At 43.4% G+C, this 18868-nt stretch carries 20 protein-coding genes; 10 read left to right on the forward strand and 10 right to left on the reverse strand.

Going from position 1 to position 18868, the window contains the following annotated elements:
* The first annotated feature begins 172 nt into the window (after nucleotides 1-172).
* Nucleotides 173-1387, forward strand: coding sequence for an ATP-binding protein (locus C4S61_RS07320; protein ID WP_103924126.1), 1215 nt, complete (start codon nucleotides 173-175; stop codon nucleotides 1385-1387).
* Between the two features lie 172 nt (nucleotides 1388-1559).
* Here C4S61_RS07320 and C4S61_RS07330 read toward each other — a convergent pair whose 3' ends face one another.
* Nucleotides 1560-1754, reverse strand: a complete 195-nt coding sequence (locus C4S61_RS07330; protein ID WP_103924128.1) for a hypothetical protein — start codon at nucleotides 1752-1754, stop codon at nucleotides 1560-1562.
* Between the two features lie 258 nt (nucleotides 1755-2012).
* Nucleotides 2013-3692 carry an energy-dependent translational throttle protein EttA gene (gene ettA / locus C4S61_RS07335; protein ID WP_103924129.1) on the reverse strand — a complete coding sequence of 560 codons (1680 nt, stop codon included), beginning with the start codon at nucleotides 3690-3692 and terminating at the stop codon, nucleotides 2013-2015.
* Nucleotides 3693-3823: 131 nt separating this feature from the next.
* Here ettA and C4S61_RS07340 point away from each other — a divergent pair, with 131 nt between their 5' ends.
* Both C4S61_RS07340 and C4S61_RS07345 read left to right on the forward strand, forming a co-directional pair.
* Nucleotides 3824-5074, forward strand: coding sequence for a DUF349 domain-containing protein (locus tag C4S61_RS07340; RefSeq protein WP_103924130.1), 1251 nt, complete (start codon nucleotides 3824-3826; stop codon nucleotides 5072-5074).
* A 76-nt stretch (nucleotides 5075-5150) separates the two neighbouring features.
* Complete coding sequence (locus tag C4S61_RS07345) at nucleotides 5151-5372, forward strand: DUF2795 domain-containing protein (RefSeq protein ID WP_026952747.1); 222 nt, start codon at nucleotides 5151-5153, stop codon at nucleotides 5370-5372.
* An 80-nt stretch (nucleotides 5373-5452) separates the two neighbouring features.
* Here C4S61_RS07345 and C4S61_RS07350 read toward each other — a convergent pair whose 3' ends face one another.
* The 5 genes from C4S61_RS07350 to queA all read right to left on the reverse strand — a co-directional run bounded on the left by C4S61_RS07350 (nucleotide 5453) and on the right by queA (nucleotide 10073).
* On the reverse strand, nucleotides 5453-6187 hold the full coding sequence (locus C4S61_RS07350) for a LytR/AlgR family response regulator transcription factor (RefSeq protein WP_103924131.1): 735 nt from the start codon (nucleotides 6185-6187) through the stop codon (nucleotides 5453-5455).
* Entirely contained in the window at nucleotides 6184-7221 is a 1038-nt protein-coding gene (locus C4S61_RS07355; protein ID WP_235009859.1) for a sensor histidine kinase, read from the reverse strand. Before C4S61_RS07355 ends, C4S61_RS07350 begins: the two co-directional genes overlap by 4 nt.
* A 33-nt stretch (nucleotides 7222-7254) precedes the next feature.
* The gene (locus tag C4S61_RS07360) at nucleotides 7255-8121 is read right to left on the reverse strand and encodes a LiaF transmembrane domain-containing protein (protein WP_103924132.1); all 867 of its coding nucleotides are present in this window, start codon (nucleotides 8119-8121) and stop codon (nucleotides 7255-7257) included.
* A 115-nt stretch (nucleotides 8122-8236) separates the two neighbouring features.
* Nucleotides 8237-8935, reverse strand: a complete 699-nt coding sequence (locus tag C4S61_RS07365) for a 2-C-methyl-D-erythritol 4-phosphate cytidylyltransferase (RefSeq protein ID WP_103924133.1) — start codon at nucleotides 8933-8935, stop codon at nucleotides 8237-8239.
* A gap of 88 nt (nucleotides 8936-9023) precedes the next feature.
* Nucleotides 9024-10073, reverse strand: a complete 1050-nt coding sequence (queA, locus tag C4S61_RS07370; RefSeq protein ID WP_103924134.1) for a tRNA preQ1(34) S-adenosylmethionine ribosyltransferase-isomerase QueA — start codon at nucleotides 10071-10073, stop codon at nucleotides 9024-9026.
* Between the two features lie 216 nt (nucleotides 10074-10289).
* Here queA and C4S61_RS07375 point away from each other — a divergent pair, with 216 nt between their 5' ends.
* Entirely contained in the window at nucleotides 10290-11537 is a 1248-nt protein-coding gene (locus C4S61_RS07375; protein ID WP_103924135.1) for an ABC transporter permease, read from the forward strand.
* 65 nt (nucleotides 11538-11602) lie between these two features.
* On the opposite strand, the gene recA is transcribed toward C4S61_RS07375, so the two are convergent.
* The gene (gene recA / locus C4S61_RS07380; protein ID WP_103924136.1) at nucleotides 11603-12631 is read right to left on the reverse strand and encodes a recombinase RecA; all 1029 of its coding nucleotides are present in this window, start codon (nucleotides 12629-12631) and stop codon (nucleotides 11603-11605) included.
* A 31-nt stretch (nucleotides 12632-12662) separates the two neighbouring features.
* On the opposite strand from recA, the gene C4S61_RS07385 reads away from it, so the two are divergent.
* The 3 genes from C4S61_RS07385 (at nucleotide 12663) to C4S61_RS07395 (ending at nucleotide 15535) form a co-directional block, all read left to right on the forward strand.
* Entirely contained in the window at nucleotides 12663-13604 is a 942-nt protein-coding gene (locus C4S61_RS07385; protein ID WP_235009861.1) for a DUF3108 domain-containing protein, read from the forward strand.
* A 151-nt stretch (nucleotides 13605-13755) separates the two neighbouring features.
* Complete coding sequence (locus C4S61_RS07390) at nucleotides 13756-14445, forward strand: response regulator transcription factor (RefSeq protein WP_103924137.1); 690 nt, start codon at nucleotides 13756-13758, stop codon at nucleotides 14443-14445.
* Nucleotide 14446: 1 nt separating this feature from the next.
* A complete protein-coding gene (locus C4S61_RS07395) occupies nucleotides 14447-15535 on the forward strand; it encodes a sensor histidine kinase (RefSeq protein WP_103924138.1) in 1089 nt (362 codons plus the stop codon).
* Here C4S61_RS07395 and C4S61_RS07400 read toward each other — a convergent pair.
* Together C4S61_RS07400 and C4S61_RS07405 are read right to left on the reverse strand one after the other, a co-directional pair.
* Nucleotides 15532-15915 (reverse strand): DUF3037 domain-containing protein, encoded by a 384-nt coding sequence (locus C4S61_RS07400; RefSeq protein ID WP_103924139.1) that lies wholly within the window; start codon nucleotides 15913-15915, stop codon nucleotides 15532-15534. The genes C4S61_RS07395 and C4S61_RS07400 overlap by 4 nt on opposite strands.
* On the reverse strand, nucleotides 15893-16696 hold the full coding sequence (locus tag C4S61_RS07405; RefSeq protein WP_103924140.1) for a HipA family kinase: 804 nt from the start codon (nucleotides 16694-16696) through the stop codon (nucleotides 15893-15895). Before C4S61_RS07405 ends, C4S61_RS07400 begins: the two co-directional genes overlap by 23 nt.
* A 414-nt stretch (nucleotides 16697-17110) precedes the next feature.
* On the opposite strand from C4S61_RS07405, the gene C4S61_RS07410 reads away from it, so the two are divergent.
* The 3 genes from C4S61_RS07410 (at nucleotide 17111) to rpsI (ending at nucleotide 18840) form a co-directional block, all read left to right on the forward strand.
* Nucleotides 17111-17821, forward strand: a complete 711-nt coding sequence (locus tag C4S61_RS07410) for an RluA family pseudouridine synthase (RefSeq protein ID WP_103924141.1) — start codon at nucleotides 17111-17113, stop codon at nucleotides 17819-17821.
* A 177-nt stretch (nucleotides 17822-17998) separates the two neighbouring features.
* Nucleotides 17999-18442, forward strand: a complete 444-nt coding sequence (gene rplM / locus C4S61_RS07415) for a 50S ribosomal protein L13 (protein ID WP_103924142.1) — start codon at nucleotides 17999-18001, stop codon at nucleotides 18440-18442.
* A gap of 11 nt (nucleotides 18443-18453) precedes the next feature.
* A complete protein-coding gene (gene rpsI, locus C4S61_RS07420; protein WP_103924143.1) occupies nucleotides 18454-18840 on the forward strand; it encodes a 30S ribosomal protein S9 in 387 nt (128 codons plus the stop codon).
* Nucleotides 18841-18868: the final 28 nt, after the last annotated feature.

An 18868-nucleotide genomic window follows, 5' to 3' on the forward strand; every position in this document is an offset into this window, starting at 1 on the left:
ATTATTTACCCTTTTTCGAGAGTTAGGGACTACTAACTTGGCCTAATTTCTGGACACCTATAGGCGAAAATAATTAGAATGGTTTATCGGCTAAAAGCTTGTATTTGAAATACAAGATATCTTGTATTTCAAATACAAGCTTTTATATTCGTATTGATTAACAAGGATTTAAATGATACAAATAGATCTTCTTGCCCAGATAATCGAGGAACAAGACCGAAATTTCCTCCAAAAACAGCTTATCTCCCGGGAAATAACCGTCCCCTTACAAACCAACCAAATCCTGGTTGTGAGCGGAGTGAGACGGTGTGGAAAAAGCATTCTCATCCGAAAAAATCTACCTTCCACTGAGTCCGGACTTTATCTAAACTTTGAAGACCCAAGATTGGTGGATTTCGAGGCGGTTGATTTTCCAAAACTCGAACTACTCAGAGATTCAATGGGTAAAACCTCCATTCTCTTGGATGAAGTCCAAAGTGTGGTGGGTTGGGAAATATTTGCCAGATCCCTTCATGAAAAAGGGAAAAAACTCTACATCACAGGCTCTAATGCCAGCATGTTGAGTCGAGAATTGGGTACTCGTCTCACAGGTCGCTACAAACAAATCGAGTTGTTTCCGTTCAGCTTCACCGAGTTTTTGCTTTTCAAAAATTTATCTCCGGGAGAAGAAAGTTTTGAAAGTTATTTCCTTACAGGTGGGTTTCCTGAGTTTCTGCAAAATCAGGATCAAGACTATTTGAGAACGCTTTTCCGAGACATACTTACCCGTGATATAGCTGTCCGACGAAACATAACTAACGAAACCTCGCTGATAAGGCTGGGTGTATTTCTATGTTCCAATGTGGGCAAACCATTCAGCTACTCCCGAATAGGAAGCCTATTAGAAATAAAGTCAGTTAGGTCGGTAATCGATTATTGTGACTATTTGGAGGAAAGTTATCTGTTTGATTTAATAACAATGTATTCCCCTTCGATCCGCAAGCAACTGGCCAATCCCAAAAAGGCATTCTGCGTTGACCCTGCCTTGGCTGCTGCAAATTCACTTTCCTTCAGCAAGGATTTGGGCAGAAAACTTGAGAATTATGTCTATCTCCATCTCCGCAGGTCTTTCAAAGAAATCCAATATTTCCAAAACAAGGATTCTGAATGCGATTTTGTGGTCAAGTGGAATGAGGAAATCATCGGGGCGGTACAGGTGTGTTGGGAATTAAATTCTGATAATCTCCATCGGGAAATCAAAGGATTGCAGGCTGCATTATCCGAAACACAAGCTCCAAAAGGGGTTTTGCTTACATGGAATCAGGAGGATTTACTCGAAGGGCTAGTGGTGATGCCTATTTGGAAATGGCTTCTAATGCCAGCGAAGGAATTTTTCGGGATAGGCTAAACTTCATTCTTTCTGTGCCTGATCGCCTCCAAGAAAAAAGTCACCGCTCCTAAAATTAAAGCTCCTCCCAGCAGCCAATTTGGGACAGGGAATAGGTTTAAATACTTTCCTAAAATCAAAATCCCTGTGAGTAAAAATGATAATCCATGCAATTTATCAATAGGTTTTCTTCTCATTTTCGTTTTAGCAAAAAGCGAGAATTCCCATTCGAATAGCCCAAAAGCAAGGTATCGCCTGAGAAACCATAGCGAACTTGTTGGCTTCCTTGACTAGTATCGATAATCAAGATTTCATTATTGATCGTTTTCCAGTTTAAAATGGGAATCATGGAATAGTCCAAGGGTTCATTGATTCCGTTTCGTTTCATATCATCTCTAAGAAATTGAGGATCGAGGATTAATGAACCGTTTTTTGCAAAAGTTTCTACACTACTCTTTTTTCAGCTTTCTCACTTTAGCTTTCTGCTTTTAGTACCTTCAACTCCCCGCCGCGGCGGGCAAGCTGCTCAGGCTGACAATGTTCCTGCTTTTATCAGACTTTAGCCTTCTGACTTTCGGAAGATTGCCAACTGAGACTGCCTACTTTATTAGCAAAACCTTCGAGTACGCCGAGGCGCACTCAAAGGTTACTTCAAGTTCTTATACCGAATTCTTTTCGGCGTCACATCACCCAGTCGCTTCTTCTTGTTTTCCTCATAGTCGGAATAGTTGCCTTCAAACCAATACACTTGGGAATCGCCTTCGAACGCCAAGATATGCGTGCAAATTCTATCCAAGAACCATCTGTCGTGGGAAATAATCACTGCACAGCCACCGAAGTTTTCCAAGGCTTCTTCCAGGGAACGAAGTGTATTCACATCCAAGTCGTTGGTCGGTTCATCGAGCAAGAGCAAGTTTCCGCCTTCTTTGAGCGTAATCGCCAAGTGAACCCGATTTCGCTCTCCACCGGAAAGCACGCCGACTTTTTTCTCCTGATCCGAACCTGCAAAGTTGAATTTGGATACATAGGCACGGGCGTTCACTTCCTTATTACCCAATTTCATCAGCTCATTACCATCGGAGATCGACTGATAGACGGTCTTATTGGGATCAAGGGAGTCGTGTTCCTGATCGACGTAGGCAAGCTTTACTGTTTCACCAACTTCGAAGTGACCTGAATCGGCTTTTTCCTGTCCGGTAATCAGCTTAAAAAGCGTGGATTTACCGGCACCGTTTGGGCCGATGATTCCTACAATCCCGCCTTGAGGAAGGGAGAAACTCAGATTTTCGAATAGCAACTTGTCTCCATAAGCTTTGGATACATTGTTTACTTCAATGACTTTTGATCCTAATCTTGGTCCAGGGGGGATGAAAAGCTCCAACTTGGCTTCTTTTTCCTTGGATTCCTCTCCGACTAGCTTATCGTAAGAGTTGAGACGAGCCTTGCCTTTGGACTGTCTGGCTTTGGGAGACATGCGGATCCATTCCAATTCGCGCTCCAAGGTTTTCTGACGCTTCGATTCGGTTTTCTCTTCTTGCTTCAGGCGGTTTTGTTTTTGGTCTAGCCAAGAGGAATAGTTCCCTTTCCATGGAATACCCTCGCCACGGTCGAGTTCAAGAATCCAGCCGGCAACGTTATCCAGGAAGTATCGATCGTGAGTCACAGCGATCACAGTGCCCTTGTAATTCTGCAAGTGTTGCTCCAGCCAATGCACCGATTCCGCATCCAGGTGGTTGGTAGGTTCATCGAGCAGAAGGACATCAGGTTCTTGAAGCAATAAGCGGCAAAGTGCCACCCGTCTTTTTTCCCCACCGGAAAGATTTGCTACGTTGGCATCGCTTGGAGGCAGTCGTAAGGCGTCCATCGCTTTATCCAGCATCACGTCCAGTTCCCAGGCATTGGCAGCGTCCAGCTTCTCCTGAACCTCACCCTGACGGGTGATCAGTTTGTCCATCGCATCCGGATCATCCATCAGCGCTGGATCCATAAATTTCTCGTTGATCTCTTCGAATTCTTTCAGTAAATTGACGGTATCCGCTACCGCTTCTTCGACGACTTCTTTTACTGTTTTGGTCGGATCAAGCTTTGGTTCTTGTTCCAGCATGCCCACGGTGTAGCCCGGAGACCAGACGACTTCGCCGAGGAATTCCTTATCCATTCCGGCAATGATTCGGAGCAAAGAGGACTTTCCTGAGCCATTTAGACCCAAAACGCCGATTTTAGCACCATAAAAAAATGAGAGGTAAATATCCTTAAGTACTTTTTTCTGTGGAGGGTAAATTTTGGAAACCCCGGCCATAGAAAAGATGATTTTTTCTGAGCTCATAGTGGAATTTTAATCGTTGATTATGTGATTGAAACAAGATGGCAAAAATATGGCTTTCTTAGGATAAGTGAGGGCTAAATGATTATTTTGCGAAAGATTGAAAACGACCACCTATAACCTATTGAACTGAAATGGAGCATCCTTTTGGATATATCAAAGACGGCAAAGTCTATTTGAAGGGTTTTTTAGGACGGAGTGATCGGGAAATCGGTGAAGTAAAGGAAAATGAAGCCTCTACGCTAAGCTATTTCGAAGCCCGTTTTGAGCAAATCAAGGATAAAGTAACCAAACTGAAGTCCGATATTGAGGAGAACCAAAACAAAGGTTCTTTTCTGATGAAGTTGATCCATTTACGTGACTCATTGTTTGAAACTGACGCTTTGGGAGATTTTATCCCCCTGATCGAAGAACTGAATGCCCAGGAGGAATTTTTGAATGAAATCATTCAAGCCAATCGATCCAAGAATCTGGAAGTCAAAAAAGCGCTGATTCTCGAGGCGGAAGCCATGAAGAATGATACGGACTGGAAAAATACCGCCGAATTTTTCAAAGAACTCAAGATGCGCTGGATCAAAACCGGTCCCGTGGATAAAGAAATTCATGAGGAACTTGAGCAGGAATTCAACGATTCCATTCAGACATTTTTCGAGAATCGAAGGCATTTCTTCGAAGGCATGGCCCTCCAAGCCGAGGAAAACATTAAAGTCTACGAAGCATTGGTCATCCAGGCAAGAGAGGCACATGATCTTCCTGACGCCAAAATGGCTTTTGAAATCAGCAAGCGAATCCAGAAAGAATGGAAAGAAGCCGGAAAGGTACCTGCCGAAAAACGTCAACCGCTATGGGATGAATTTTCGAAGCTGAACAACCGGATTTTCTCCCGATACAAGCGTGGCCTCAACCCGGGACCTCAGATGAATCCCAGGGAAATCCTTCGAAAGATCGATGAAATGGTAGAAGAGCTTAAAAAAATGGCTCATCAGCCCAGCACCTATGCCATCACCACTCGGGCCAAGGCGATTCAGGAAGACTGGAAGAAACTTCCGATGCGAAAACCAAAAGAGGCAAATCTCCCGGCGAGATCGTATCAGTTTTTCATGGATATTATTTTCGAAAAGGCATTCCTGGAAAAACTGGCCCACAACAAATATTCGGACTTTGATTCCCTTCCAATTCAGGAGCAAAATCAGATCAAGTCCTCGATTATCAAGGATTTGCTTCATCGGGATCAAGGTGAATTGGACACCATGCAAAACAATTCGGACAACTTCCGAGTACAGACTCCTGACTTTGAAATGATGATGCGAAAAAAGCTGGCCGGTCTCAAAAGAAAAATAGATGTAAAAAACTATATTTTGAAGCAACTTTCTCCGCGAATTTAAGTAGACACTACTTATTCAAAAATTCACTATTCTTGCACCTTTAAAAAATTGAAGAATCCCTTTTAAAATAAACACTATGTACTGGACACTTGAATTAGCATCCTATCTGGAGGACGCACCCTGGCCAGCGACCAAGGATGAGCTTATTGACTACGCCATCCGCTCCGGCGCTCCACTGGAAGTAGTGGAAAATCTCCAAGAGCTCGAAGACGATGGAGAGCCTTATGAGACCATCGAAGAGATCTGGCCTGATTATCCTACCAAGGATGATTTCTTCTTTAACGAAGACGAATATTAATGACTAAAGCCTCGGAACTCCGGGGCTTTTTTGTACCTAACCCTCCAAGGGTTTCGAATCCTTGGAGGGATAAAATGGACCTAAAGCCCCAAAACCTGCCTTAGTCTGGCATAGCCGGTTTTACTGACAGGAATCCGTTCACCAGCACGGAGTTTGACCAGGTAAGTGTCGCGTTCATACGGCTCAATGCCCGTGACCCCATTCAGATTGATGATGAAGGAACGATGGACTCGGGTAAATTTTGCCGGATCCAAGCTTTCCTCCAAAGTCTTCATGGTCATTTTTTTCAGGTATTTCCCATCCGAAGTATGAATCACCACATAATCATCCTCCGCTTCAAAATAAACCACTTCGGGAACGGGAATAATTTTGATGTCATTTTTTATCCTGACTACCAACCGGGTGCTTTTTTCACCTAAGTGACCGAGTTCTGATTCGGTTTTCACCACCTCAGTTGCTTTTCCATGGCTTTCCAAAAATCGTCCAATCGCTTGTCTAAACCGCGCTTCCGAGAAAGGCTTCAAGAGATAATCCATGGCCTTGGTATCAAATGCCTTGAGCGCATACTGGTCAAATGCTGTCGTGAAAATAACCGCAGGTGGCTCATCCAGCAATTCCAACATCTCAAATCCGGTAATCTTAGGCATTTGCACATCGAGAAAGATCAGATCAGGCTTGTGCTGGTTGATTGCTTTCAATCCCTGGAAACCATCTTGACACGTTTCCACGACTTCGAATTGAGGGAAAGCCGCCAAAAACTCCTGGATGATTCCAATTGCCAAGGGTTCATCGTCGATAATGATCGTTTTTATCATGAAAATTGGGGAATTTTGAGCCGAACTCTGAAAACATGGTTTTCAACTCCACATTCCAACAGGTCTTTCCTGCCAAATAAAAGAAAAAGTCTTCGCTCCACCGAACTCAGCCCAAAACCGGTTCCCTCAGATGGAGTCGATTCCGGATCAAAAGGATTGATCACTTCCAGCACGAAATAACTTCCCTCCTTTTTTCCAGAAATCTCAATCTTTACCTCACCAGTCACACCATAAAGCCCATGTTTGATGGCGTTCTCCACCAAAGGCTGAATCAACAGCTGAGGAAGTTTGATCTGAAAAAACTCCTCCCCCACCTGAAAATCCACTTCCAGCCGATGCCCAAACCGCACCCGCTCGATATCCAGGTACTTTTTGAGGTGATCCAGTTCTTCCTCCAGCGTGATCCATTTTTGGGAGTCCTTTCGTATTGTACTTCTCAAAAACTCTGAAAGCTGCAACACCATCTCACGGGCCTTTTTGGGCTGGGTCACCACTAAAGCGTTAATGGAATTGAGACTATTGAAAAGAAAGTGCGGTTGCAATTGCTGCCGTAACTGGGCTAATTCCGCCTCTTTGGATAATTGAAGCATTTGCGCTTCCCGTTTTCTCACTTCCTCCTGTCGCTCCAACTGTGAAATAACCAGGGCTAAAACAGAAATCAGTTGCTCGGCCACCGCCAGGATCGCCCATCTCAAGTAAAAACTTTTGGTAAGGAAATCCAGGTACTCCACCTCATCAATTCCCCATTCCAACACATACCTGTGAACCATCACTCCTACCCAGCTTAAAATCAGGGGAACCGCAAAAAGCAACCCTAGATTTTTCCCCTTCGGAGCAAAAAGGCTGAAAACCCGATCCAAGACAAAAATCCCTCCCAGAAAAATCAGTGCAAAAATCAACGAGTCGACCAGTGCATATTCGATCTCGATTTGATAGCTGTTCAACAAAAGAAAACATCCCAAAAACCAGATAAGTCCGGTTCCGGGGATGATCCATTTTCCAAGGTTAGGATTTGAAAAAGCGTTAAAAAACAAAGGATTGGTGGTTTTTAGTTGGTTTGAATGTCGTTAAAAGGATTTGATTTCCAAACCACCGAAGAGAATCGTGCCCTTTAAGACGACGACCTTATTTGGGTCTACTCCTCCTTCTCTGAAGTACCGCTTATCTTCGATGCCAGCAGCTATGTTACTGACCTCAGTACGGATGTCCCAATGCGGTGGCACAATCATTTTAACCCCTCCGAAAATGATATCAATCTGAATTGTGATCACTCCATTGAAATCCGCAGAAGTCAAGTCAAGATCCACCCCTCCAAATGCCGCGGTGATTTTCCCGCCCTCAAAATTCTTGGTCATCAGTTTGCGGTTGACTCCGCTGAAGATTGCATCGATATTCAGCCGATCGGCAAAGGCTGTTCCTGTGGTCCTCGTAAAGCCTGACCCGGCAGTGGATTGAGGTCCCTGAGTAAAGGAAGATGTACCTGAAGCTGAAGAAGTTCCTGCGCTCTCATCCACCACTTTGGCTTCTTCCACATCGCTTTTCGTATAGCTGGAATCTGACTTTCGTTTCTTTTCCCAGTCATTACGCACCTTTTCCAGGACTTTATTTTCGCGTTGCTTTTGGAAAATAAGATAGATTCCCAAAGCGATGAGACCCAAAGGCCAAATAAATTGACTCAGTCCGAAGTCAAAATTGAATTCGTTTCTAAGGAGAAAATATGCTCCGAGGAAAAGCATTACAAATCCAAAAAAGCTTCTGAATTCATGTTTGATAATCGCAAATGTTCCGATTGCAATCAGGATCATCGGCCAAGTGGTAACCCATTCAGGGATGAAAAAACCAGCTTTTCTCAATAACAGGATAATGCCTATACCGAGGATTATAAACCCAAAGGCAATATTTGAGTCGTTGTTTTTGTGTTTAAATTCGTTCATGGCTTGGTGCTAAAGTGTGAGGATCAAAAGTACATCGCCCCACAAACATCAGAAATGCTCAATAGGCCAAGACTTGCAAAAAGTCGGTAGAGTCAGCGATTTAGTCGGTAAAAATTCACTTGGGAAATTCGCCGGGCTTATTTTTCCTGGAAAGAATGAATTCAGCGTAGTCCAAGTCCTCGGGAGTGGTGATTTTGATGTTTTCAGAATTGCCGGGAATGAGACTTACTTGCCAGCCTTGATTTTCATAGACTGTGGCATCATCGGTAAACTGCGGCAGTTCTTCTACTTGAAACGCTTTTTTTATTTTACCGATCTGAAAAGTCTGTGGAGTTTGAACCAATCTGAAGTATTGGCGCTCCTGAAAAACACTTTCTCCGTTGGCTGTAACTTTTCGGATTGAATCTTTCAAATCGACAACAGCGATGGCACTTCCGGATTTTTCAGCACTAGCATAGCCGGCGAGAATTACTTCCTTCCGAACAAAAGGTCGTACCCCATCGTGGATAGCCACAAGTCCTTCTTCAAAAGGAATGGCATTCAGCCCGTTTTTTACTGACTGAAACCGGGACTGACCCCCAGCCACCACTTGATGAGGAAGGGTAAAATGATATACTTCACAAAGTCTTTTCCAAAGCGGAGAATCACCTTCCGGTAGGACAAGAATTAAAAAAATCCCGGAGTCCGCCTGATGAAATTTCTCAAGCGTATGCATCAGCACAGGCTTTCCGCCGATTGGTAAGTATTGCTTGGATACCGGGCCACCCATTCTATTGCCTTTGCCTCCTGCTACCAATACAGCTGCTTTTTTCATAATCAAACTTTAAAACAAAAGTGTCGGACAGGTCGAAGATACTGCTACCAAAAGACAAAAAAAAAGCCCCTTTCGGAGCTTTACACTTTTAGAGAATCAACATCGCATCCCCGTAAGAGAAGAATCGATATTTTTCCTTGATGGCTTCTTTGTAAGCTTTCATTACCAAGTCATATCCACCAAAGGCAGATGCCGTCATCAACAAGGTCGATTCTGGCAAGTGAAAATTAGTAATCAAAGCATTGGCAATCTTGAATTCGTAAGGTGGAATGATGAATTTATCGGTCCATCCATTACTTTCTTTAAGTCGACCACCCGCTGTGACGGATGATTCAATGGTTTTCAAAGAGGTTGTTCCTACAGCGACCACGCGCTTTTTAGAATCAAGGGCTTCGTTGACAAGTTTCACCGTGCCTGCCGGAATATTGTAATTCTCGGAATCCATCTTGTGCTTAGTCAAATCTTCTACGTCCACTTGACGGAAAGTGCCCAATCCCACATGGAGTGTTATCGGAGTTACTTCTACACCTTTCAGTTCCAGTCTTTTTAGCAACTGAGGTGTAAAATGCAAGCCTGCCGTAGGTGCAGCTACAGCTCCTACGTTTTTTGCAAAAACGGTCTGATATCTTTCTCGGTCTTCCGGCTCAATCTTTCGCTCAATGATTTCTTTCAAAAGCGGAGTTTCACCCAAGGTATCGATGGTCTTTTCGAATTCATCATGGTTCCCATCAAAAAGAAAACGGATGGTTCGACCGCGGGAAGTAGTATTGTCGATGACTTCTGCGACCAAGTCGCTGTCGCCAAAGTACAACTTGTTGCCTACCCGAATCTTTCTAGCCGGATCTACCAAAACATCCCAAAGTCTCAATTCCGGATTGAGTTCTCTCAAAAGGAATACTTCAATTTTAGCACCTGTTTTTTCCTTATTGCCATATAATCTGGCGGGGAAAACTTTGGTATCATTGGTAACGAAAACGTCTCCTTCCTCAAAATATTCCAGAATATCTTTAAATATCCTGTGCTCGATTTGCCCTGTCTTCCGATGTACCACCATGAGACGGGAATCGTCTCTATTTTCAGTAGGATAAAGGGAAATGAGTTTTTTGGGGACGTCAAATTTGAAGTCTGATAGTTTCATGTGTCTGTAATTAATTTTTTAAGGCCACATGGAATCTCGCATAACTCAAATGCTTCCCTCCCTGTGATAGGGAAGTCATGCTCGATGTCATGTTGAAGCTTTTGAATCTTACTCGATATTGAGACCCTGGTGAATGCTTTAAAAAATGCAAAGTTAACAACAATAATGTCCAAAATCAGCTAACTTAACAAATTGTTTTAACCAACTAATCTAAGCATGCTGTTTTTCCAACTCACCTGGGAGAGTTTCCGCTTCGCCATTACTGCCCTTAAGTCCAATCTCACCCGAACCATCCTGTCACTTTTAGGAGTAACGATAGGGATTTTTGCAATCATCGCTGTGTTTACACTGGTCGATTCGCTGGAAGGAAAAATTAAATCTTCCTTTGCTTTCTTGGGCACCAATGTGATGCGGGTTGACAGATTTCCATTTGCAAGCGGCCCTCAAGATTACCCTTGGTGGAAATATTTCCGACGTCCACCAGGGACACTTGCCGAATACAAATTTATCGAAGAAAGAATTCAAAATGCATCGGCTGTTACCATCTCTGCATCCGCGACTGCCACTATTCAGGCTGGCAGCAATGCATTCGAAGGAATGGCCTTGTCCGGAGTGGAATATACCTATCAGGATGTTTTTGAAGTTGCACTTGAGGAAGGACGGTATTTTTCGGAATCCGAAATAAAAGCATCCAGAAACCTGGCCATTCTAGGTAAAAAGATCGCCAATACCCTCTATCCCAACCAATCACCGATCGGGAAAGAGGTGAAAATAAAAGGAATGAAGTTTACCGTGATCGGAATCTTTGAGGAGGAGGGTGAAGGATTTCTTGATCTGCCCTCAAAAGACGAAGCTTGCTTAATTCCCTATGGAGCCTTTAATAAAATGTACTACACCGGCAGGAATGGACTTGAGCCAACTATCGCAGCCAAAGGCCTCGAGACTGACATTGGATTAGTTGCATTGGAAAATGAACTGACCGGATTACTTCGTGCCAAAAGAGGATTGAAACCAACTCAGGAAGACAATTTCGCTCTTAACAAAACTGAATTTATCCAAAATGCCATCGGATCAATCTTCGATGTGATCTCTGTGGCAGGTTGGGTGATTGGGGGATTCTCAATATTGGTGGGAGGTTTCGGTATCGCCAATATCATGTTTGTATCAGTCCGGGAACGAACCAATATCATCGGAATTCAAAAATCCTTAGGAGCTAAAAACTACTTTATCTTATTTCAATTTTTATTTGAAGCTATTTGCCTCAGTTTGATCGGAGGAGGTACCGGGATATTGATTGTTTATTTTCTGAGTTTTGTACCGCTTGGAAGCTTGGACTTGATTTTATCTTTCAACAATATCATCCTTGGCTTGGGCGTATCTTCTGCCATCGGAGTGGTCGCGGGTATCGTGCCGGCAACCATGGCCGCTCGACTGGATCCGGTGGAAGCGATCCGTATGGCCTGATCCATAATGGAATTCAACAAAAAAGGAGGCAAATACCTCCTTTTTTGTTGCGCTTACTTCGCTACTTATTCCTCGATAGAAAGTGTAGGTTCGGTGGGGAGCAGTCCCGAAGCCGATTTGATTTTAGCTTCCAATTCAACCATCAATTCCGGATTGTCCAGGAGAAGATTTTTTACCGAGTCTCTTCCCTGACCCAGTTTTTCTCCATTGTATGAAAACCAGGATCCTGCTTTTTTGATGATTTCCAGTTCAACCCCCAAGTCAATTATCTCTCCTACTTTGGAAATCCCCTGACCGTATATAATATCAAATTCTACCACCTTGAATGGCGGCGCAACTTTATTTTTTACCACCTTCACCCGGGTTCTGTTCCCCAAGATATTGTCTGCGTTTTCCTTGATTTGCCCAACCCGACGGATGTCCAATCGCACGGAAGCATAGAACTTCAATGCATTGCCACCGGTGGTTGTCTCAGGACTGCCGAACATTACTCCGATTTTATCTCTCAATTGGTTGATAAACACACAAGCACATCCTGTTTTATGAATTGCTCCGGTGAGTTTACGAAGTGCCTGCGACATCAATCTGGCCTGAAGCCCCATTTTGCTTTCGCCCATCTCGCCTTCCAATTCTCCTTTTGGGACCAAAGCCGCTACAGAGTCAATTACAATGATGTCGATTGCTCCCGATCGAATGAGGTGTTCGGCGATTTCCAACGCTTGTTCACCATTGTCAGGTTGAGAGATTAACAAATTTTCAGTATCAATGCCGAGCTTCTCGGCATAGCTTTTGTCAAATGCATGTTCAGCATCAATAAAAGCGGCCATCCCTCCGGCCTTTTGGGCTTCAGCAATACAATGCAAGGTCAGCGTCGTTTTACCTGAGGATTCCGGGCCATAAATTTCGATCACCCGGCCCCGAGGAATTCCCCCAATCCCCAAAGCCATGTCAAGACCTAAAGAACCCGTAGATATTGCCGGAATGTCCAAAACCTTATTGTCACTTAGCTTCATTACGGTACCTTTCCCGTATGTCTTTTCCAGCTTATCTATGGTTAGCTGTAAAGCTTTCAGTTTTTCTGCGTTATTACTCATGATTATTAAATTATAAAAGTTTCAAATGGTGGTGAAATTAACGAAAGATGAAGGCATTACCAAGATGGCAAGGGCTATTGTTTCGATGTGCCAAATTCGTATTTTTAATCAATCAAATGATTCTTTTTTTCGTAATACCTTCCGAATCGATGAAAAATTGTCAGGTATTGTCAGGCTTCAAATGAAAACCACTTTCACAGGGCTATTCCTTCTCTTCTTATTCATCTCCAGCTCGTCCTTCGGGCAGAGTACTGAAAAAAACTCGGCATTTACTTTTGGGGAGGAGCTTCAGTTTGACGTCTCTTATGGCTGGCTAAATCTCGCTGAAGCCAAACTTCAAATTAATAGACGAGTGGTCACCGAAAACTCACGTCCCCATTACAAAATTGATGCTTTCGGAAAAACCAAAGGTGCGGCGACTATTTTTGGACGGGTCAATGACAACTGGGGCACTCATATGGATACTGGTACCTTGCTCCCATCGGTTTCGTATCGATACATTGAAGAAGGTAAATATCGAAAAAACGAAAAGGTCTATTTTGACCAAAAAAACCAAAAAGCGATCATGGAACTTTATGATCGCGACAACCGGACACTCAAGGAATCCAAAGAATATAAGTTACCGAGTCAGGTTCAGGATTTGGTGAGCGGATTTTATTATTTACGAACCATGGACCTCACTAATCTTAAGAAGGGTCAGGCAATTTTGATCACGGGATTTTTCGATAAGGAAATATATAACCTAAAATTAATATTCGAAGGCACTGAGCGAATCGAAACCAGTCTCGGGCTAAAAGACACCTATATTTTTTCCCCCCTGATGCCTCAGAACAAACTCTTCAGAGGGGACTATCCTGTCAAAGTCTGGGTCACGAAGGATCAAAACAAAATACCGGTAAAGATAAAAGCCAATCTTTTTATTGGATCATTGAATATGGACATTTCCTCAGCCAAAGGTTTAAGAAACAATTAATTCATGGAGTCTTAACGCATGATTAACATTACCCAAATTTTGATGCGCCCCACATCAAATTCCTGTATTTCTGGAAGCGTTTACCAATTATTGTTTGGTTTCTATGGACATTTATTCACTAATTTTAACCAAACCTTAAAGCAATTCCTCCATGAGTGAAAAGCAAAAGATCAAAGTCCTGGTCGTAGATGACGAACCGGACATTGTAGAGATCTTGAAATACAACCTTCTCAAAGAAGGCTATGACGTAGCCACAGCTGAAGATGGAATTAAGGGTGTCAAAATCGCCTCTAAGTTCCAGCCGGATGTAATCTTGCTCGACATCATGATGCCCAATCAGGATGGAGTCGAAACCTGCCTTCAAATCCGCCAAATTCCGGAATTGAAAAACACGTTTATCATCTTCCTGACTGCACGCATGGAAGAATACTCGGAGGTCGCCGCATTTGATGTGGGGGCTGATGACTACATCACCAAACCGATCAAGCCAAGAGCATTGATGAGTAGGATCTCTGCACTCTTCAGAAGAGAATCCAAAAAGGAGCAAGAGCAAGCTCAAATCAAAGTCAAAGATCTGACCATCGATCGGGGCAGCTATACCATAGATAAATCCGGCAAGACCATCACTTTGCCCAAGAAAGAATTCGAACTGTTGTATTTCCTTGCCAAAAACCCTAATATGGTTTTCAGTAGAGACGAATTGCTTCACAACATCTGGGGTTCTGATGTGTTTGTGTTGGCCCGCACGGTCGATGTGCACATCCGAAAAGTCCGCGAAAAGATCGGTGAAGACTATATCTCTACAGTAAAAGGTGTAGGATACAAGTTCGATTTGGGATAAAATGCTGACAAATTCGAGGGGAATTTCATTGGTTTTGGCTTTTGCCATATCAGCACTTGTGGCTGCATTCCTCTCGCTGATGCCGGATACCAGTGCGACTTTGCTATTGGTCGCTTGGGGTCTTTCTTTTTCTGTTTCTTATCTTTTAGTCACCATCACACTCGAGTTCCTTGTCTTTCGTGAGATCGGAAATATTTATTCTTTACTGGAAAAAATTCAAAAGAAGGATCTTTCTGAAATCAACGACAAATCCCTTAGATCTTCCCTGTCACCTCTAGGTAAAATAAACTCAATAATCAATTCCTATGCTTTGGCCAGGCAAAAGGAAATCGATACGCTTCAAAAAACCGCTGAATTCAGAAAGGAATTTATCGCTGATATCTCCCACGAACTGAAAACCCCCATTTTTTCCGCACAAGGTTACATTCACACCCTTTTGGATGGGGCAATTGAGGATAAACAAGTACGATTAAAGTTTTTGAAACGTGCCGCAAAAAGCCTGGATTCACTTGACGTGCTGGTTCAGGATCTGTTGACTTTGAATCAGATGGAAAGTGGCGTGATCAAGTTTATTTTCACGGAATTTGATCTGAAACTGCTGATCGAAGAAGTCATCGAAGAACTCGAACACAAAGCCAGTAAGCGTAAAATAAAAATTGACTTCTCCTTTGATCACGAAAAAACCTACATCACCAAGGCGGATTATCAGAAAATCTATCGGGTCTGCCAGAACCTCATCTACAACGCCGTCAAATACAATCACGACGGAGGCGAAGTGAAAGTATCCCTCAAAAGTAGCAAAAGCACTCTCCAAATAGACATCAAAGACAATGGCCAAGGCATTCCTCCCGATGACCTGAAGCGGATCTTTGAGCGATTCTATCGGGTGGAGAAAAGCCGAAACAAAAAAGATGGCGGAACCGGGCTTGGATTGGCGATTGTCAAACACATTCTCGAAGGCCACCAAAGCAAAATCTCGGTAAGTTCCACCGTGGGAAAAGGTTCGATGTTTAGCTTTTCGTTGCCACTAATAAAAGATAAGAAAACTTTGGAAAAAGAACTGGCTGAAAACAAAGCATCAACAGCTTAAAGCACATATTCCTTCATCAGACTTACCAAGGATTCTTCCAAATCCAATGTAAATCCAGAATGCGGACGGGAAGTCTGAAGCATAGAACTTCGCACGGCGGTCAGCCAGCGAAATCTTGATGCCGCATCCTGAAGCGCAATCGGATTCTCCGGATTTTCTCCTTTGCAGATTTTTTCAAAGGAGTGCAGATAGCTTCTGAACAAATCAAAATCTGCCTCAGGGTCTAGCATCAGAACTTTTTGCTCATTCAAATGAATCTGGCATCGGATGAAGTTCTGTCGTTTGCAGCAGATCACCACACCCACGTTCACAAACTCCTCCCGCTCCACCCGTGGAACAAGGCGAATCATTGCATATTCAAATAAGTGCTTTCCTTGCATCGATTGCTTCAGTTAAAAACACTTGTGAATTGGCTAGTCTCATTTTCAAAAAGGCAGCATAGACTTCCTTGGTCTCCTCAGCAGTCTCGGTGTCCCGGGAAGCTAAAATCCACTCATCCGGCACCATTTGCACGACTTCATCGATCAGTTCAGAAGTGATGATTTGCTTCATTTCTTCATCAGCTTTTTCCAAAGCTGAAGCTCTTGGGAGCAAGACATGATCTTTTACCGTTGGAAATGGACTCATCGCATGCTTTTCCCAATTATCCCAGGAATGATGAAACACCAAAGACGCGCCGTGATCAATCAGCCAGAGTTCCCGTTTCCAAATCAGAAGATTGGTATTACGAAAAGTCCGATCCACATTGGTAATCCACGCATCAAACCATACGATCCGGGATGCTAATTCTTCATCGACTTGAGTGGCACCGGGGTCAAAAGTCAGTGCCTTGGAAAGGAAGTGAAGCGCAAGGTTGAGTCCTTGGCTGCTTTTCAGCAAATCCTGAATTTCTTCATCGCCTTCTGAATTTCCAAAAGCTGCATCCAGATTGGCGAAAACGATCTCAGGAACTTTGAAGCCTACACGCCTTGCCAATTCTCCACCAATCAATTCAGCGATGAGGGCTTTCTCACGCTGTCCGGCACCTTTGAATTTGAGGACATAATTGAATCCGTCATCCGCCTCAGCCAAGGCAGGCAGAGAACCACCTTCACGCAGCGGCATGACGTAACGGGTGACATTGACTACTCGAAGTGGTGAAATTGAGTTTGATGCTGACATTTTTAATTTATAGAAAACAAAGAAAAGCCGAAAACTTCAAAAAGGCTTGAAAGCTGAGAAATATCTCCTTGTAGTTTACATTCAGGATTTGTCAGTCCGAGCACCTGACTGACGTCAATAGTCTTGCAATTAGGATCAAAGAGCGAAGCGAACGGCCTCTGTGACCTTGGAAAAGGGCGAGCCAAACGGGTAATTTATAGATCATTAAAGCAAAAATCCATAAAGCCGCTTTCTTTGAAAATCCTGCCTTGAACAAGCAAGTCTTTGGATAAAAAACCTTTGCGCTACTTCGTGTTCTCTGCGGTTAAAAAAGAGCTAGAAAGAATGATACCGTTAAACCCAATTCACATCTCATTTTTTTTCGGCACGTCAAATGCCTACTTTTGCAGCCGCTTCAATTGAGGCGATTTATCAATGAAGAAAGTAGATTTTCAGAAACTTATATTATTTGAAAGCGAAGATTACCTGGTAATCAACAAGCCGCCCTACCTGTCGAGTTTAGATGACCGACACGAAGCGCAAAACATCCTCGACCTTGCCCGAATGCATACCACAGATCCGCAACTGTGTCATCGCTTGGACAAGGAAACTTCCGGTTGTCTGGTAATTGCAAAAAATCCAGTGGCATACCGGCACTTAGCCATGCAGTTTGAAAGCCGAAAAGTAGAAAAAGTCTACCATGCAGTAGTAGAAGGCATCAAGGAATTCAAAAATGAAATGGTAGACCGCAACTTGCTTTCCAATAACAAAGGAATCGCCAAAGTAAGTAAGGAAGGCAAACCTGCACAGACGATTTTCAATACTTTGAAAACGTATTACAAGCATACCTTGGTGGAGTGCAAACCGATCACAGGACGATTGCATCAGATTCGGGTTCACTTGGCATACCTCAAGTCACCGATCTGTGGGGATACGCTCTATGGAGGAAACATACTTTATCTCTCTTCACTGAAGCGACGATTCAATTTGAAAAAAGAAACCGAAGAGTTGCCGATCATGCAGCGGGTTTCTTTGCATGCCTATTCCATCACATTCGAAGGATTGGATAATCAACCGCTCAAGGTGGAAGCTCCTTATCCAAAGGATTTCCAGGTATTGGTGCATCAGCTGGAGAAAAACGCCTAAACGATTCTAAAATTTTCCCCAATCAACCTGGGCTTTAGGGGAGCCAAATTCCTAAGGTTGTGAAAATTAGGAGGTAGGATTGCAAATAGTTTGGATGAAAAATAAAATACTTCTATCTTTGTGTCCCTTTTTGGGGTCGATAAATTAATAACAAGCTAAAAATTAAACAGTTACACAGTGGATACTCTGAGCTATAAAACCATCTCAGCCAATTCTTCCACAGTAGAAAAGCAGTGGGTGGTAGTGGATGCCCAAGCTGCGATTCTAGGACGATTGGCGAGTGAGGTAGCAAAAATTTTGCGAGGAAAGAAGAAGCCAAGCTTCACTCCTAATGTCGATTGCGGTGACAACGTCATTGTAATCAACGCTGACAAAGTCAGAATGACAGGTGACAAGTGGGATGCAAAAGTATATGTGCGTCATTCAGGTTACCCAGGTGGACAGCGAATCTCTACCCCTAGAATGTTGAAGCAGAAGTCTTCCACAATCTTGGTTGAGAAAGCTGTCAGAGGCATGTTGCCTAAAAATCGATTGGGAAGCAAGTTGTACGGAAACCTGTACGTGTATGAAGGTGCCGAGCATCCTCATGCGGCACAGCAGCCTCAAGCCATCACACTTTAATCGCCTAAATCATGGAAATGATCAACAAAATCGGTAGAAGAAAGACCTCTGTAGCTCGTATTTATATGGGCCCGGGAAATGGCAAAATCACCGTCAACAACAAATCAATCGAAGTTTACTTCCCATTTGATCTTCACCAGATCGTGGTAAAGCAGCCCTTGACCCTAGTGGGCGTGGACGGCAACTACGACATCCAGATCAATGTAGACGGAGGAGGAATCAAAGGTCAGGCAGAAGCTGCCCGAATGGCGATCTCCAGAGCTTTGTGCGAATTCGATGCGGAATACAGACCGCTGTTGAAAAAAGAAGGTTTCCTTACCCGTGACCCTAGAATGGTCGAGCGTAAGAAGCCAGGACGTAGAAAAGCAAGAAGGAAATTCCAGTTCTCCAAGCGTTAATCGGAACTTACTTCATTCAATAGAAAAC

This window comes from Algoriphagus boritolerans DSM 17298 = JCM 18970 (genome assembly GCF_900108085.1).
In the GTDB taxonomy this organism is placed as follows: Bacteria; Bacteroidota; Bacteroidia; order Cytophagales; family Cyclobacteriaceae; genus Algoriphagus; species Algoriphagus boritolerans.

Bases quoted from the DNA above. Each gene is read 5' to 3' on its own strand.
- C4S61_RS07410 (WP_103924141.1), top strand. From the start codon at position 17,111: ATGAAGAAAGTAGATTTTCAGAAACTTATATTATTTGAAAGCGAAGAT.
- queA (WP_103924134.1), bottom strand. From the start codon at position 10,073: ATGAAACTATCAGACTTCAAATTTGACGTCCCCAAAAAACTCATTTCC.
- C4S61_RS07395 (WP_103924138.1), top strand. From the start codon at position 14,447: ATGCTGACAAATTCGAGGGGAATTTCATTGGTTTTGGCTTTTGCCATA.
- C4S61_RS07390 (WP_103924137.1), top strand. From the start codon at position 13,756: ATGAGTGAAAAGCAAAAGATCAAAGTCCTGGTCGTAGATGACGAACCG.
- C4S61_RS07360 (WP_103924132.1), bottom strand. From the start codon at position 8,121: ATGAACGAATTTAAACACAAAAACAACGACTCAAATATTGCCTTTGGG.
- C4S61_RS07375 (WP_103924135.1), top strand. From the start codon at position 10,290: ATGCTGTTTTTCCAACTCACCTGGGAGAGTTTCCGCTTCGCCATTACT.
- C4S61_RS07400 (WP_103924139.1), bottom strand. From the start codon at position 15,915: ATGCAAGGAAAGCACTTATTTGAATATGCAATGATTCGCCTTGTTCCA.
- C4S61_RS07330 (WP_103924128.1), bottom strand. From the start codon at position 1,754: ATGAAACGAAACGGAATCAATGAACCCTTGGACTATTCCATGATTCCC.
- C4S61_RS07340 (WP_103924130.1), top strand. From the start codon at position 3,824: ATGGAGCATCCTTTTGGATATATCAAAGACGGCAAAGTCTATTTGAAG.
- ettA (WP_103924129.1), bottom strand. From the start codon at position 3,692: ATGAGCTCAGAAAAAATCATCTTTTCTATGGCCGGGGTTTCCAAAATT.
- C4S61_RS07365 (WP_103924133.1), bottom strand. From the start codon at position 8,935: ATGAAAAAAGCAGCTGTATTGGTAGCAGGAGGCAAAGGCAATAGAATG.
- rpsI (WP_103924143.1), top strand. From the start codon at position 18,454: ATGGAAATGATCAACAAAATCGGTAGAAGAAAGACCTCTGTAGCTCGT.
- C4S61_RS07345 (WP_026952747.1), top strand. From the start codon at position 5,151: ATGTACTGGACACTTGAATTAGCATCCTATCTGGAGGACGCACCCTGG.
- C4S61_RS07350 (WP_103924131.1), bottom strand. From the start codon at position 6,187: ATGATAAAAACGATCATTATCGACGATGAACCCTTGGCAATTGGAATC.
- C4S61_RS07320 (WP_103924126.1), top strand. From the start codon at position 173: ATGATACAAATAGATCTTCTTGCCCAGATAATCGAGGAACAAGACCGA.
- recA (WP_103924136.1), bottom strand. From the start codon at position 12,631: ATGAGTAATAACGCAGAAAAACTGAAAGCTTTACAGCTAACCATAGAT.
- C4S61_RS07405 (WP_103924140.1), bottom strand. From the start codon at position 16,696: ATGTCAGCATCAAACTCAATTTCACCACTTCGAGTAGTCAATGTCACC.